At 36.3% G+C, this 15,563-nt stretch carries 13 protein-coding genes; 6 read left to right on the top strand and 7 right to left on the bottom strand.

Going from position 1 to position 15,563, the window contains the following annotated elements; translation table 11 throughout:
- Window positions 1-74 precede the first annotated feature (74 nt).
- Window positions 75-710 carry a hypothetical protein gene (locus tag ACOALF_RS02430; RefSeq protein WP_419241844.1) on the bottom strand — a complete coding sequence of 212 codons (636 nt, stop codon included), beginning with the start codon at window positions 708-710 and terminating at the stop codon, window positions 75-77.
- 427 nt (window positions 711-1,137) lie between these two features.
- On the opposite strand from ACOALF_RS02430, the gene ACOALF_RS02425 reads away from it, so the two are divergent.
- Genes ACOALF_RS02425 through ACOALF_RS02415 form a run of 3 tightly spaced genes read left to right on the top strand, consistent with a single transcriptional unit; the run spans window position 1,138 to window position 3,306 of the window.
- Window positions 1,138-1,881: an FAD-binding oxidoreductase gene (locus tag ACOALF_RS02425; RefSeq protein WP_419241843.1), complete on the top strand. Its 744-nt coding sequence runs from the start codon at window positions 1,138-1,140 to the stop codon at window positions 1,879-1,881.
- Between the two features lie 45 nt (window positions 1,882-1,926).
- Window positions 1,927-2,562 carry a site-2 protease family protein gene (locus tag ACOALF_RS02420; protein ID WP_419241842.1) on the top strand — a complete coding sequence of 212 codons (636 nt, stop codon included), beginning with the start codon at window positions 1,927-1,929 and terminating at the stop codon, window positions 2,560-2,562.
- Between the two features lie 54 nt (window positions 2,563-2,616).
- Window positions 2,617-3,306, top strand: a complete 690-nt coding sequence (locus ACOALF_RS02415; RefSeq protein WP_419241841.1) for a hypothetical protein — start codon at window positions 2,617-2,619, stop codon at window positions 3,304-3,306.
- Window positions 3,307-3,346: 40 nt separating this feature from the next.
- On the opposite strand, the gene ACOALF_RS02410 is transcribed toward ACOALF_RS02415, so the two are convergent.
- The 4 genes from ACOALF_RS02410 to gyrA all read right to left on the bottom strand — a co-directional run bounded on the left by ACOALF_RS02410 (window position 3,347) and on the right by gyrA (window position 9,184).
- Window positions 3,347-4,957: a tetratricopeptide repeat protein gene (locus tag ACOALF_RS02410; protein WP_419241840.1), complete on the bottom strand. Its 1,611-nt coding sequence runs from the start codon at window positions 4,955-4,957 to the stop codon at window positions 3,347-3,349.
- Window positions 4,958-5,258: 301 nt separating this feature from the next.
- Window positions 5,259-5,624, bottom strand: a complete 366-nt coding sequence (locus tag ACOALF_RS02405) for a hypothetical protein (protein ID WP_419241839.1) — start codon at window positions 5,622-5,624, stop codon at window positions 5,259-5,261.
- Between the two features lie 10 nt (window positions 5,625-5,634).
- On the bottom strand, window positions 5,635-6,429 hold the full coding sequence (locus ACOALF_RS02400; RefSeq protein WP_419241838.1) for a hypothetical protein: 795 nt from the start codon (window positions 6,427-6,429) through the stop codon (window positions 5,635-5,637).
- Between the two features lie 238 nt (window positions 6,430-6,667).
- On the bottom strand, window positions 6,668-9,184 hold the full coding sequence (gene gyrA / locus ACOALF_RS02395) for a DNA gyrase subunit A (RefSeq protein ID WP_419241837.1): 2,517 nt from the start codon (window positions 9,182-9,184) through the stop codon (window positions 6,668-6,670).
- A gap of 508 nt (window positions 9,185-9,692) precedes the next feature.
- On the opposite strand from gyrA, the gene ACOALF_RS02390 reads away from it, so the two are divergent.
- The 3 genes from ACOALF_RS02390 to ACOALF_RS02380 all read left to right on the top strand — a co-directional run bounded on the left by ACOALF_RS02390 (window position 9,693) and on the right by ACOALF_RS02380 (window position 10,795).
- Window positions 9,693-10,013 carry a hypothetical protein gene (locus ACOALF_RS02390; RefSeq protein ID WP_419241836.1) on the top strand — a complete coding sequence of 107 codons (321 nt, stop codon included), beginning with the start codon at window positions 9,693-9,695 and terminating at the stop codon, window positions 10,011-10,013.
- A 187-nt stretch (window positions 10,014-10,200) separates the two neighbouring features.
- Complete coding sequence (locus ACOALF_RS02385) at window positions 10,201-10,596, top strand: IS66 family transposase (protein ID WP_419241909.1); 396 nt, start codon at window positions 10,201-10,203, stop codon at window positions 10,594-10,596.
- Entirely contained in the window at window positions 10,580-10,795 is a 216-nt protein-coding gene (locus tag ACOALF_RS02380) for a hypothetical protein (RefSeq protein WP_419241835.1), read from the top strand. The genes ACOALF_RS02385 and ACOALF_RS02380 overlap by 17 nt, the downstream gene beginning before the upstream one ends.
- A gap of 70 nt (window positions 10,796-10,865) precedes the next feature.
- Here ACOALF_RS02380 and ACOALF_RS02375 read toward each other — a convergent pair whose 3' ends face one another.
- The gene (locus tag ACOALF_RS02375) at window positions 10,866-11,801 is read right to left on the bottom strand and encodes an Rpn family recombination-promoting nuclease/putative transposase (RefSeq protein WP_419241834.1); all 936 of its coding nucleotides are present in this window, start codon (window positions 11,799-11,801) and stop codon (window positions 10,866-10,868) included.
- Between the two features lie 148 nt (window positions 11,802-11,949).
- Entirely contained in the window at window positions 11,950-15,531 is a 3,582-nt protein-coding gene (locus ACOALF_RS02370) for a sodium:solute symporter family transporter (RefSeq protein ID WP_419241833.1), read from the bottom strand.
- Window positions 15,532-15,563: the final 32 nt, after the last annotated feature.

The following is a 15,563-nucleotide window of genomic DNA, read 5'->3' as shown; positions in this document are numbered from 1 at the left end:
CCAAATCGCTTCTACTGGTAATCCTGGTGCGCCTACAAAAACAAATAGACCAATTAGAATGATAAAAATAGTTATTATAAAGCTGAAAAGACTGATTTACCTGTATTTTTAAGCATAAACCACGCTAAAATAGGAATGATGAGGGTAAAAGTTATAAACTGCAATACATCCGTAAAAGCAACCGCACGAATGCCTCCAAAGCTAGAATAGAAAATAAGGATTATAGTAACCACAACCGTAATAGCTTTCGGATGTACTGAATCCAAACATAGACTAATGGATAAAGACATGGCACTGATTTGCATAGCAATAGTAGCAATCGCATCGCAAATACCAGATAATGCTGTAATCATTCGTGCATATTTACCATATACACTGCCTATCGTTTCTGGCATAGAAAGGTGACCCATAAACCGGCCCATATATAAAGCCAGCTTACTGATAATATAAAGATCAAATCCAGATAAAAGCGTTAAGATGATCCAGTAAAGACCAAGGTTATGCACTTGCTGTACATTCCGTATCAAACCTCCCCCTCCATAAGCAGTAGCCAATACAGTCGCCACCAAAGTAGCCGTAGCAAACTGTTTGTTACCTACAGCATATTGCCGAAATGAGGTAATATGCCTACTAAAATAAATACCTATAACTAAAGTTAATAACAAAAAAGAAACCACCATGTAAAGTGGTATATTAAAAAATGGTGCCATAGTTCAACTAGTCAATTAATTACGTATTAGTACACTGAAGTAAATTTTACATGTATTATAAGTGCAAATTTGTACGAATGCAATGCCTTGTTTATTTTTGATAAAAAATTGATCTATGTAGTACGTTTTTGATATTAAAAACTACAATAGGTTACTTTATAGTACATGTGCACCAACTTTTACCCAAAGCACTACAGCTGCTCAATCGTCCAATCGTTGGGATAGGCTTTTGTCTTTATTATAAAAAGTTTCAATTCATGCTTAGTTTTTTTTAGCTTTGGAAGCAAATGCCCTAGCAGCATCGAAGACAAACCACAAAAACCTGGCTGGGTAGTATAGTGGTTGCTTACAACAAGGAGTATCATAATTTTATAGATAAAATGGGGCGTGGTCAATCGGCATACCACGCACAGTAGACATAGAAGGCATGGAACAAAATCAATTTAAGGTTAAGTATATAGGATCTACGATGCTGACACCTAGTGTAGTACAGTTGACATTTATACGCTCTGATAAACTGCCGTTTCTATTTATACCGGGCCAGTTTATTACTTTTTTATTGCCCCACGCGTCTGGTAAAATAGTACCACGGAGCTATAGTTTGGCCAATAGTCCTGGGCAAAGCGACCAGTTAGAAATCGCCATCGCACCTGTTGAGGGCGGATTTGCTACTAAAATCTTATTTAATTTAACCATCGGGGATGAGTTGTACTGTGTAGGACCTAAAGGTAGGTTTATCCTTCAAGAATCAGACCAGCCTGCTCAATATATATTGGCAGCTACTGGAACAGGTGTAGCGCCCTATCGTTCTATGTTGCCTACCATTGCCAAACGGCTACAAGAAGATGAAAAGCTCAAGGTAACTTTGTTATTAGGTGTACGCCATGCCCATGACCTGCTCTATGCAGAAGATTTTATTGCTTTTGCTACGCAATACAAAAATTTTAACTTCTGTGGCTATTTGAGTAGAGCAGATACATTAACCAAATCTTATCAATATGCAGGATATGTACAATCAGCTTTTGAGCGTCTTAACTTAAACCCCATCACTGATTTAGTATACCTCTGCGGCAATCCATATATGATTGATGATGGTATTGAAAAGTTGCAAAAAATGGGTTTTAGCCCACAACGTATAAGACGTGAAAAATATATCTCTCGTGGTGTGTAAATAAATGTGCTGTTAAATCGGTCAATTGACAACCTAAATTATAGTATGGCTTTTCATTTTAGATTTTTAAAAGTTCCAGTATCTATTGATCTAAGTTATTGGATTTTTTTATTGTTGGTAATGGGTGGCATAGGTGGCCCATATATTGAAAGTTTGCTATGGTCTACTGTCTTTACCATGAGCATACTCATACATGAATATGGCCATGCGTTAGTGGCGCTTTTTTTCCGTGCAGAGCCTATGATTGTATTACAAGCTTTTGGTGGAAGAACCTTCTTTAATGAAGCACAGACAACCGCCAAACAAAAATTTTTAATTACCCTTGCAGGGCCTGTTTTTCAAGGATTATTGGCATTAACAGGCTATTTATTGCTTCAATTCAATATTTTTAACAGTTATGTATTGAACCATTTTCTCTTTGTAACGACGTATATCAATAGTAGATGGTTGTTATTAAATTTAATACCCATTGCACCACTTGATGGTGGCTGGCTGGTACGTTATATACTAGAAAAAAAATTTGGTCGTAAAGGGTATCTGGCCAGCATTATCATCGGATTGACCGCTGCTGCCATTGCCATTCCTTGCTTCTACTTTCAAGGATATCACTGGTTCTTTATCATGCAGCTCTTTATATGTGGATGGCATTACTGTAAGCTTTGGCAAAAGGAACAAGAATAGTAATATAAAAAAGACTATCATAGCATTTAACCTTTACAACTAAAACCCTATTGTATGAAATGGAAATTTGGCTTACTGCACCAGGTCCAGCTAGGCGTCATGAGTCTATTGCCGATCGTAATAGCTTGCAAAAGAAATGCGCCTAGGTATGAACCAGCTCCTATTATTTGTGGCATACCAATAAGTATAATACACCAACCAAATAATAGTATAGCTACCCAGCCTCGACCATACGCTGCTCTTTTGGATAAGCTGGATATAGATGAAACAGAATTAAAATATCTAATCCCTTTTTTAAAGAAAATAGGCTGGAGCGAAAACTTGACCTTACATAATCATCAAAATCAAGCTAGTAGCCCTACTTCTAATATGCTGCCCAATAATAGATTAACTTTCTTTTTTGAGAAAAATCAGAAAGATGGCGCGTGGTATGAGGAGCATCCATCCACATCAATTAAACTAGGAGATACAGTCATTAGATCCAATCCAATATTGCCCAACTCGAAAGCGCATACTTATGCTTGCGTAGGATTTGTAGTTAAGATTCCTAAGAATCCTAAGATTTCAGTAAATAATGATGCAAAACATCATATAATTGCTTGCGTAAAAGAGAGTGAAAAGTGGTATTATTATTATGAGGATAATGCTAAAAACAATAGTGATAAACATCTTCTTACTCCTAAAGAGGTAATCAACCTAGCATCAAACCCAGGTACGATCTTTTTTTACCAAAAAATTGGATAATACCTGTTCAAATCAGTTGTAAAAAAACGAGCGATCGACATCATGAATCCTTGTCTTTATGCCCTGTAAATGGATCCTCATCAAGATATTGCTTTTGTTTTTGCATCGCTTGTAACAATCTATCAGCAGGCCCATATTGTTTTAAGTAGTAATAACTATAGTACAAAGCTTGCGCAATAGCCTTATCTTTTTTATCATGCACACGTGCGCTTTTTAAGTAGTACAAAGCTTCTTTTAGATACTTTTCTAGTTCTCGTATAGTTTGCGCCCACTTATTACGAGCCAATGCAGTTGCATTTTTTGTATGGATATAGCCATATAAAGGCGTTGTATAGGGTAAATTTCCTGACTGAACCAAATCAACAAAACTACTGATCTTGCTATGCTTAACAAAGGGATGGTCATATACTACCCATACAAGGCTAGGAGCAAATGGCCAACCACTAGAAAAAAAAGCGCTGGGCAGTAAATGGCCCATTTCTCTCCACCCTATAGCATCGGGCCACAAACGGCGCACCATTACATGCATTAACCCACAAGAGTCAGCGGGCGTAACATTTTCTAATTGTGCCTTTTCTCCTACTGATTTTAGGGTATGGGCATATAGTTTAATGGCTTCATTATAAAATAAAAAACCCATCTGACGCAACGCATCATATTGATGCGGATGCGCCTTTAAGAGTTGCTGGTAGCAAGCAATTGCCTCGTCAATACGCCCTTGATATGCACAAAGATAAGCATATGCATAAGATGCATGTATCTCTTTACCTTGGCCCTCAGCCGTTAAAGAAGCAGCATACGCATCTATTCTGCCAGCAGTCGAATGGATGAGACACATTTCCTCTAATAACTCATTATTACAGGGAAATTGAAGAAGCGCCTCATTCAAAATGGCTATTGCTTTATCAAAATCTTTAAGTTTATGATAATAAATCGCAGCCATGGCACGCGCAACAGCAAATTGTGGCCCTTTTACGGCTAAGTAGTCTTGATAGTAACGCAATGCTTCTTCTGATTGGTCAAGGCTATGGTGCACAATAGCGGTATACAACAATGGAGTAGGCTCGTCTGGTAGAATACGCCTACAAATAGCAAATTGAGCTATTGATTGATCAAACGCCTCTTGCCTATAATAGCCCATGCCTCTATTTAAAAAATAACGCCATAGAGCAGCTAGGTTACTAAGGGCAAAACTATGAAACTGCTTGCTTTTAGATAAACTTAATTGCTTAGCTTTTTCATAGGCTGCAAGTGCTTCATCCAACAAGGTCAACGCTTTTTCTGAAGCAATATCATCCCTTAAGAGTCGGTCGTAAATAACCCCTCTATAATACCAGGTAGCAGGGTGGTTCGCCAGCTTATTATCTTTAATGGCTTCATCTATAGCTAACCGAGCCTGCTGCGCATTAGAAAGAACGGGTTGGTCCACTGGTTGGGCATTATTGGCTCTACCATCTGCCGATAAAGATGCAGCTCCATCACCCTTTTGCTTAGACTCCTTTTGCTTATTTTGACCTTGAAAGGTACGCACAATGCGTGTTATGGATCGAGGTATAGCAAAAAGCTGATCGGGCATGGCCAAAAAGATAATGAACCAATACAATAGATATACCCTTGTTCTATTGATAATCACCCAATATTTTTTACCCATTATTTTAATGTATTATTTCACACTTATATTGTAATGTCCACAAATTAAGATAGAATTTTGAAAAAAATATAAAAGTGAAATAAAAAAATAACCAAAACGAATGCTAGACCCGCTTATAACTGAAATATCAGCTTAATACGACCCGTTCTTCATAGATTATGAAACATTATTTCACACTTTTTTAAAAGTTTCTACAGCCCTTATTCTAGATAATTCATAATCAACCCTTTATCCTACTGATTCATCTGCTTGCTGAACGCTTCTCAAAAATATCTACACGACACTTAAAACGAAAGATCCTCTAGTGAATCTGTTCCAGGAGCTTATCTAATAGATCGAATTCTGAAATGATATCATTTTGTTTGTCAGATTCATGTAGTGCTAATAGTGGTTCAGCACATGCATGTAATGTTGCTATTAAATCCTTTTCTTGATCAAATAATTTTTTTACTGAGTCGTCTTTTGTACACGCTTGTGCGCATGCATCTAAGCAGAGATACTTTTCTAAAAAAAGTTTCTTTATAAATTTTATATCTGGATCTGTTGGATCATCACTTGTTAAGAAGTCTACCGATTTATTTAAAATTTTATGTACCATACTTGATAACGCCAACGCTTCTAATAATCTAGTTGTCTTAGTAGACTCAGTGTTAGCCCATTGGTTCATTTTTTTAGATTTAGAGATATATTGGTATAAAGGTTTCTAGTTTATCTGATGCTAATAGCTCTTTTATAAGCTTTGGCTGCTTATAATGCATTAACCAATATAACACAGGTAAATTTTCACCATCTTTTACATTAATGTCACATATAGCATTGCTTAAAAATTGTTTCAGTATCGCCAAATGGTTTGGACCACACGCTTCTGACGCATCCAAAATCAAATAATGCAAAGGTGCATAACCAAAGCGATCTTTTTGATTAAACAACCGCTTGACTTTATCCTCTTTGGTAGTCATTAGCCTATCGAATATGGCTTTACAAGCCTCTACATATTTGGCAATAACTGCCCAGTGGACGATACTGATATGATTGTTATCTAGGATAGAAACATCACAATCAGGATGATGTAAGAAGAGATGCAATATAGATAAATAGTCGCCTTTTTGGACAACGTTTAGGCCATCCAAAATCCTACGATCTAGGCACCATAGCAAAGGCGTATAACCATACTTGTCTTTTTGGTTCATTAACTTTTTAAGTTGGTCTTTTGGGGTAGTATTGATTTTTTTTTCAATAGCGATTACGTTGATATCTTGAACTAGTTGGTCGAACCGTTTAGCTATAGATAGGTTACTGCTGATTATATCCTGAATATATTTACTGTTAGATAAAACAGAAACGGGTCTATCTAGCCTCAGCTGATTGCCATATCGAATATACTGATCAGCTCTTTTTTGATCTTGACCAATTATTTGGTGTTTGAATAAATAGGGCAACAAAATGGGTGAAGCTATTTTTAAATGATGCACATTGCAGGAATAAATAGATGCCAAAACACATCTACACAACACCTAAAATAGGACGGTTAATAGCATCATAACTCAAAATTATTAGGCATACCTGCCATATAGCCTAAAAATAAAAACCCATTTGAGCGTTTTTATTGGCTTGGCCAACAAGTTTATACAAAACTTTTGAGTTATACAATACCAAACAAGCAGACTGGCTTATAGAACTTAAATAAATATTCCAACAAATTTTTTTGGGCTAATCGACAGGCAATGTCTCTATATTTTCTGCATATGGCGCTACTTGCTCATCTTGCGGATCAACTTGTTCTAAAACATCTATTCTGGCTACAGAAGCGATTTTATCACCTTGCCCTAATCGAATCAGTCGAACGCCTTGGGTAGCCCTACCTATAAGGGGCAAGGTGCTTACTTCAATCCGAATGGCCACACCAGATTGGTTCATAATCATCAATTCATCTTGGTTTTTTACGGCATGAATGGCCACTAATTTTCCAGTTTTTTGAGTAACCTGAATGGTTTTCACGCCTTTACCACCTCTTTTGGTAATGCGATAATCTGTAAGAGAAGAACGTTTGCCATACCCATTTTCAGAGACAACTAAAACATCTAAATCTGATGTGGGAAAACAGGCCATGCCAATCACACGATCGGCTGCATGGGCTAACGTAATACCCCTTATGCCAGAAACGACGCGTCCCATAGGACGAACATCTTGCTCATTAAACTGCGTAGCCCTACCAGACTCTAATGCCAATACAATATGATGGCTACCATTGGTTAGTTGGACCTCTAATAGAGAATCTCCCTCTCGAATTACAATGGCATGAATGCCATTGGCACGTGGCGTAGCATAGGCACGCAAAGGGGTTTTTTTAATAATCCCTTTTCTGGTACACATGACTACATAATAATGGTCAACATATGCATGGTCTTTCAGATCCCTAACTTGAATGATACTACGTACCTGGTCTCCAGGAGCTATATTGATTAAGTTTTGTATGGCTTTGCCTTGTGTGGTCTTTTTGGTTTCTGGTATCGTATAGACTTTTACCCAATAGATCTTGCCATATTCAGTAAATATCAGCAAGTATTGGTGTGCGGTAGCTATAAACAGATGTGCGGTAAAATCATCTTTTTTAGTGATGATACCCTTGGCACCTACTCCGCCTCGACCCTGTAGGCGATAGTCCACCAATGGGGTCCTTTTGATATAGCCTTGGTTGGAAATCATAATGACCATTTCAGTATCTGGAATCATATCTTCCATGGTAAATGCATCTGCATCATACTCGACTACCGTTCTACGTGCATCGCCATAGCGCTCTTTAAGGGCAACGAGTTCTTCTTTAATCAACTCCATACGAAGGGCCTTATCAGCCAATACCTTTAATAGATGGTCGATAAGTTCTTGGACTTGACGATGCTCTTCTACAATCTTAGCACGCTCTAGACCAGTAAGCCGCTGCAAACGCATTTCTAAAATGGCTTTTGCTTGTATTTCACTTAAAGGGAAGGTTTCCATCAATGCTGCTTTAGCAAGTTCTGGATCTTTTGAAGCACGAATCAGTGCAATCACTCTATCTAAATGGTCTAGCGCGATAAGATAACCTTCTAGCAAATGCATTTTCTTCTTTGCATGCTCGAGGTCAAATGTGGTTTTGCGTACCAAGACTTCATGTCTATGGTCGACAAAATGGACAATGAGTGCTTTAAGGTCTAAAATTTTAGGTCTACCCTCTACTAGTGCCACATTATTCACGCTAAAAGAACTTTGTAGCTGGGTTTGTTTGTAGAGATTATTAAGGACGACATTTGCTATGGCATCGCGTTTGAGTTCATAGACAATACGCATGCCCTCTTTATCTGATTCATCTCGAATATCAGCAATACCTTCTATTTTTTTTTCATTGACCAGGCTTGCAGTCCTTTCTATCATCACTGCCTTGTTAACCTGATAAGGTATTTCTGTTACAATGATTTGCTCTTTTCCATTAGCTGCTACTTCAATCGTAGCCTTTCCACGCAATACAACACGGCCTCTTCCGGTTTGAAATGCGTCACGCACCCCACTATAGCCATAGATGATGCCACCAGTAGGAAAGTCAGGTGCTATAATATATTGCATCAATTCAGGAATGGTAATATCATGATTTTCAATATAGGCTACAATAGCACTCAAGGTCTCTGATAAATTATGCGGCGCCATATTGGTTGCCATACCGACGGCAATACCAGATGCACCGTTTAAAAGCAAGTTGGGGAGTTTAGCAGGCAGTACAACGGGTTCTTCTAAAGAGGCATCAAAGTTAGACTGAAAGTCAACAGTATCTTTGTTTATTTCTTTAATCAGCTCTTCAGAAATACGCACCAAACGAGCCTCAGTATACCGCATAGCTGCAGGGGCATCTCCATCGATAGAGCCAAAGTTACCCTGACCTTCTATCAATGGGTAACGGAGTGACCAACCTTGGGCCATACGCGCCATTGCTTCATAAATCGCTACATCACCATGTGGATGATATTTACCCAGCACTTCTCCTACAATTCTAGCAGACTTCTTATAAGACTTACTTTGACTGAGACCAAGCTCATACATACCATACAATACCCGCCTATGCACAGGCTTTAAACCATCCCGTACATCAGGCAATGCTCTGGAGACAATAACAGACATAGAATAATCTATGTATGCATCGCGCATTTCGTCTTCTATATTGATTGGTATAATACGATCCGTTGGTGTGGTATCCATAAATAGAGGATTAAAATTTGAAAACGCTTAAAAATACGAATAAAATAGAGAAAACAGGATAAAGCACTGCAATTTTTATAGCATACATATACTTATATAAATAGGGATATAAAAGCTTTCAATTTTTGGAATACCCCCAATAGATGAATGGTATATAGCAAAAGGCAATTTGTTGTAAATATTTATAAAATTCTGAAAATTGTTTGAAACAATTAAAATATTTATTATTATTTGAAATGGATTATTATTCCTAATAAATCAACACACCTGTATGAAACAGGTTATTTTTTAGTTTAAATGGCTAATAGTATGTTGCGTAAAAAAATTTATCTGTTGTACCTATCTATGTTAGGAGGATGTAACCATATTATGCATCAACATAGTTATGTATAAGGGCATGCAACTGATCAGTAATAGTGGCTCTTTTACGAGTAAGAAGGATTCAATAAGCAAACTATGCAGTTTTATAAATACGTTTAAAAATAACCAGATGCTTAAAAACAGCCAGGTGATTAAACATAACCAGTTTGATGAGCTTAAAATTGATCTAATCACATTTTTTTTCAGTTGTGCTGAAGAAGCAAGTAAGGACAGCAAGCACAAACCAGAGCTTGCGCGCCAGTTGTTTCGTAGACTTATAAATAATACATTGCCTAAGCTTATTAGTGTAAACATAACTGATAGCCTTATTGACCTTTTTCTTAGGCATGTCAATGCAAAGGATAAATATAAGGATGCGGAGCCTTGTGCGAATGCATGTGTTAATGCTATAGCTGATACAGTTATTCAGTCTATGAAAATGATTCTAGACGCATTTTACAACAAATAACCTTTAGTATCAACTAAATAGATACCAGCTATCTACTCACTCACATGCCGCTGCCGCATTTAACAAGTTTTATTGCCATAGTCGTGAACAAAAACAATTAACCTAACAATCAATAAATAATAAAGCTTATGATTCCATAACAGCAAAAATAACCCTAGAAGAATAACAAAAATTTTAATGCCTACCTATTGTAACGGTCTCAGTTTGTATATTTAAAAACTTCTTTAATCTAGATATCAGCCTTGGTGGTAGCTCTAACAGCGAAGCTAGAGTAGCTTCTAAATGCAAAGCAGCTTATCAAGCTATAGAAACAACGATTAAGGCAAACAAGGTACTCCATATAGATGAGATGGGGCACTATAACAGCAGTAAACTAAACTGGGGTTGGGTCTTTACCAATAATATGACCACTTTATTTAAGTTTACTAATTCCAGAAGCAGAAAAGTTTTAGAAAAAAGTGGTCTAAATCCTAAACAACACATTGTAGTGAGCGATAGATATGCGGTTTACAGTTACTTTCCTCCCACTAATCGGCAACTCTGTTGGGCACATATTGCTAGGGATTATGCTGTGGAGATTTGAACAAGACCCAGTAAATATTCCTTTGACCAATAACTTGGCTGAAAGGCAAATCAGCCACTATGTCGTCTATCGTAAAAACCCATACTTTACACAATCACAAAGAGGTGATAGATTCTTAGAACGGGTAATATCTATCTACCTAACTGCCAAACAACAAAAAATAAATCCTTTTATACAGCTGCAAAGTTTAATCGCCTAAAAATCACTGCCATGAACGGGTACGAATAGGATAGCTATAAGTAGGCCTACACAAGCTCCTGAATGCGAGATCAGGATAAACCAGTAAGAGCAATAATATCTTCTAACGGGTAACGCTTTGCAAGCATGGCTCTAGCGATAGAAATGGCTTTCTCATTTTCTCCCTCTAGTTTACCCTCTAGTTTACCTTTATTTTCTCCAAGCTTCATACCCTCTAGTTTACCTTTTTCTTTCCCTATTTTGATACCCTCTTCCCTATATTTTTGTGCTATAGTTCTCATAAGAGCTTCTTTATCCTCTTTAGGAATGTGTTCCCTTATAATATTTTCTAAATCTTGATATTTATCTTCTGGTAATTTACTGCCAGTATACCATAAAAAATTCCTTATATAAATATAACCTTTTTCTTTATCTAGTAGAATACAAGACTTAAAGTTTTCTAAAAATTTCTCCCATAGCTTAAGCATATCACGCACGTGAACATATTTCATAAAGTATTCCATCATTCCAAGGTGCGCCTTATTTTTGATCTCATCATCTGGCATAGCATACAAATCTACCAATTGATAATCTCCTCCCATCAGCTCTTTAGCAAGGCTAGGTTCACTAAACAACTCCCATAAATTTCTTGGGACAGTAAAAGGTGTATTACCATGATAGAGGAGCAATGGAATTATTAGTGGAAATTTTGATTTCTTTTTCGTCTTATGTTTTTCAAGTAAGAGAAACATATATTTCCATAACTTAAACGCTGTCCAATACTTAGGGCTAACCTCTGCCTCAACTAGCATATATATGAAAGCTTTCTGATTATTTTTAGTATTGATAGAGAATACTAAATCACTAAATTTTTGCTTTAAGTTTTCTTCTACAAATGATTCTTCCTCAATTTTAAGCGTGTTTAGATCTAATAATGATTTACAGGAGTATGGTAAATAATGGTCCAAAAACTCCTGAGCAGCTATTGGATCAGAAAGATTTTTTTTTGCCAAACCATCGTGTTTCAAGTTTTCCGTCATAAAGATATCTTACTAATAAGCATTAAATAGTTAGAAAGGAATAATTACTTAAATGTATTTGTAGGAACAAATATAAAATACTAATTCTTATAAGTTACAAAAAAGTACTTATTTTTAATTTCCATGAGAGATATTTCTATGTTTTTGTTGCAACACCCTTTTTTTTATTTGTATTTTCATAATACTCTAGTGCCTGCTTGGCGGCTTGTTCTAAAGCTATTCCTATCTCTTTTCCTAAGTATGTATTGGCTATTTGCACATCTATAGCCAATGTTTCTTGCGCCATATGTTGAACCTCTGTTAGATGGATATAGCCTGAAGCATGGCGTAGGTCATAAAGCCGTTCAGCAAATTTTATAAATAAAATGGATAACTGTACGTGATCTTCTTTAATCGCTTCCTTCAATCGATTTTTTACATAAAGCAAAGAAGGATGATCTAAGTCTTGACGTTTATCTATACCTATAACATTTAGCACAAAGGCATAAACACCTAAATTATAATGTTTCTTGATATAAGAAAGCGGCAAACAAGTACGGCGAACCAACTCATAAAGCAAAGAAGCATAAATCACTTTAGGAGAGTGAAAAACCCATTCTACCACTAATGCAGCAATCCCTACTGATCGAACATAAAACAACTGTCCAGAGGCATGCCTTTTAAAGCCAAAATGTTTCCGTAATAATAAAATCAAACCTGAAATCGTCTTTGTGTCAATAGGATCTTCTTGGATAGATACTTTGGAAATGTAATCATGGAACTGCATCAATTCCATCATCGAATCAGCCTGTTCCTTTGGTGTAACAGGCGCATCTAAGGTTAAGGAATCTATAGGCAGGGTAATAGTCATCTTACTGAGGATATCAGTAACATTGTTCGGCAATACTAATAACATAGTTTTTTTTCTAGTATCATCAGGAACTTCTAAATATCCGTAGTGGGCTTCAATAATCGTAGATAGGGTTTGTTGTTGTAGATCTATGGATGGCGGAACTTCCTGTTTACCTTTTGTTCCCATATAATCCATGAGATCGTCATATTGATTCTTTACTTTAGGTAACGCTTTTGCATCAACGGTAGAATGGCTGATAACCAGATCAGTAGATTTAAAATCCATAAAGGTAGGGTAGCTGTTATCAATAGGATCCGCTTGTATAAAGCGCAAAGTAGTAGGATACAGTTGTATGCGAACAACTGATGGAATATCGTTTTCTATTTTACCGATCCGTAAAACAGATTGAACCAATAAATAAACTAATTGGTTGATATCGCCTATAATAGATAGGCTTTTATCAGCATCGTTTATTGTTTCTAACAGAACCCTAGGTGGATTAATAATCTCTTGGGATAGTGCCACTTCCACTTTACGAATCAGTTTATCGAAAGTAATTTTAGTAGGCTGTAACAGCACATGATCCTTATGTTTTTCCATCCTATTGAAATAGGCTATCCAATCATAAAACTTATTGATAATACTTTGTAAATCTTGCTTATAAATTGGAATATTATTATCTAAGAAGGAGATAGATTCCTCAATCTTACCAACTACTTGATTTAAAATAAATCCATAACCTTTAGGGGCACGGGAAGCAGAACCATTTGATGGAACCATTGCTGCATCATAAAGGGAGGCTTTTACTCGTTGGGATTCTCTGATTTTTTCTTGATTTTTTAGGTAAATATTCTGTGTGGTAATATTACCTACTTTGATTTTAAAGCAAATAATAATAGCAAATACTAGTATACCCATCATACATAATGGTAATAAAGAGCCTAATAAAGGAAAATAGCATGCAACATAAATCGGATAAATAGCTACTAATGATGTAATGGCAATAACCATTATACCTATGTAAAGAGGAAAAATCCATAAGATTATGAATAAATGGGAAAAAGATAAGGATAAGGTAAAGATAAGATCATGAGGATACCACCAGGTAAAAAGCAAACTTATAGGAAGATAAACTGATAAACCCACTAACCAGTATAGGCCAATAAACCAACTGGGAATAGATCTTATTTTTTTGGAAATATCATAAAGAAATGGATAGCCTAAACAACAAGCTGATCCAAATAACTGAATAGTAAGCCAGCAGCCATCATGATCCGTAATACGAATCATAGAATAAGTAAACAAACTAGTAATGGTAATATATAATCCTACATATACCATCGTAGTGTGGCTTGGCATCAACTTGGCTAAAGTATCTTTTCTATTTGTCCAATAATTCTTAATCGCTTCTTTGCGTTCTGCACGCTTACGGGAATTTTCTTGTTTAATTTGTTTAAATGTATCATCTATTCCAACCCACCATCTATCTTTTGGTTTTTTTGATAGATAATGAGCTGCCATCATAGCTAGACCATTTGCTAGCATGGCAAGGACAGAACCATCTATACCAGTAGAAGATTGAACCAATTCGTTCCATATTAGAATGGTCAACACACCTGTACCCATACCGATTAACGCGGTACGGGAAGTGCCGCGAAAACCAAAGATGGCTAGTAATAGCGGAGCAGCTGTAATAGGCACGGACACTTGAAGTGCCCAACAAAGTAACCGGAACAAATCTTTACAGTAAAAAGCTATTATCATAGCTAATAAACCAGTAACTAGAGAGGAAATCCTTACTATATATAACTGATTTTTTTCTGATAACATGTACCATTTTGAGTAAATATTAGCAAGTAAATCATGGGTAAGCATGGTAGCACAGCTATTTAAACTAGAGTCAGCAGTCGACATAGTCATAGCAATGAGTCCAATTAGAATGGATGCTTGCAGAATAGGTGGGCATTGACCGACAATATAGGGCCAAATTTCTTCTATACTTAAATGATTTATGGATACAATGGTAAATAAACCGATGAAAATGATAAAACCCACTATAAGTAGGTTAAAAATGCTAGTGTAATAAAAAACTTTTTTAGCTTGTATAACTCCAGAAGACATATATACCCGTTGCATCATACTAGGTCTTCCACTAGGTATTATGATCGCTAATATTAGCATAAATGCTCCAATAAATTTACGATTGAGATGAAATAAACCATCCAATTGAAATTTCGTCGAACACTTTAAGCAGGCAATTATCTCTGTTACCGACTGGTTGGTATGTATATACATATACCAAGTAAAAAAGGGAATAACAATTGTAAAGGTGATAAATTGCATAACGTCAGTAAAGGTGACAGAACGAATGCCGCCCAAACTAGAATAGGTAACAAAAATTAGACTAATGGCCACTGTAATAGCATAGGAATCTATCTTAGGTATACAGATAGCAACAGCTGAAGTGACTACATTAATTTGTGTAACAATAGTTATAAGGGAGCGTACTACACCAAATAGTGCAGAGATGATTCTAGGCCATGTACCATATACGCTACCTATGCTTTCTGCTGTGGAAAGGTGGTACATAAATGGTCCCATACGTGGTATAAGTAGCGTCCATATCCAAATAGAGATACTGTCTGCTAACAATATAATAATATAATATATACCCTGATTATAAATCTGTTGTACAGTACGCATCAAGGCACCTCCCCCATAAAGTGTGGCCAGTAATGTAGCCACTAAAGTGGCAGTAGCAAAATTTTTATTACCTATTGCATATTCACGTAAGGAAGTTATTTTACCACTATAGTATATACCTACGACTAATGTTAATAACAGAAAGAATATGACTATAGTTGGCAGAATATATAAGGTTAACATAGATATTTATTATTAGTTGAATGTGGGAAATG

The sequence above is a fragment of the Cardinium endosymbiont of Nabis limbatus genome, from assembly GCF_965196625.1.
Taxonomy (GTDB): domain Bacteria; phylum Bacteroidota; class Bacteroidia; order Cytophagales; family Amoebophilaceae; genus Cardinium.
The sequence above is the reverse complement of the archived record's forward strand: the minus strand, read 5'-3'. Positions and strand labels throughout refer to the sequence as shown.

Excerpts from the sequence above, each read along its gene's own strand:
- ACOALF_RS02380 (WP_419241835.1), top strand. The coding sequence starts at position 10,580 with ATGCTGTGGAGATTTGAACAAGACCCAGTAAATATTCCTTTGACCAAT.
- ACOALF_RS02405 (WP_419241839.1), bottom strand. The coding sequence starts at position 5,624 with ATGAACCAATGGGCTAACACTGAGTCTACTAAGACAACTAGATTATTA.
- ACOALF_RS02430 (WP_419241844.1), bottom strand. The coding sequence starts at position 710 with ATGGCACCATTTTTTAATATACCACTTTACATGGTGGTTTCTTTTTTG.
- ACOALF_RS02415 (WP_419241841.1), top strand. The coding sequence starts at position 2,617 with ATGAAATGGAAATTTGGCTTACTGCACCAGGTCCAGCTAGGCGTCATG.
- ACOALF_RS02420 (WP_419241842.1), top strand. The coding sequence starts at position 1,927 with ATGGCTTTTCATTTTAGATTTTTAAAAGTTCCAGTATCTATTGATCTA.
- ACOALF_RS02410 (WP_419241840.1), bottom strand. The coding sequence starts at position 4,957 with ATGGGTAAAAAATATTGGGTGATTATCAATAGAACAAGGGTATATCTA.
- ACOALF_RS02370 (WP_419241833.1), bottom strand. The coding sequence starts at position 15,531 with ATGTTAACCTTATATATTCTGCCAACTATAGTCATATTCTTTCTGTTA.
- gyrA (WP_419241837.1), bottom strand. The coding sequence starts at position 9,184 with ATGGATACCACACCAACGGATCGTATTATACCAATCAATATAGAAGAC.
- ACOALF_RS02425 (WP_419241843.1), top strand. The coding sequence starts at position 1,138 with ATGGAACAAAATCAATTTAAGGTTAAGTATATAGGATCTACGATGCTG.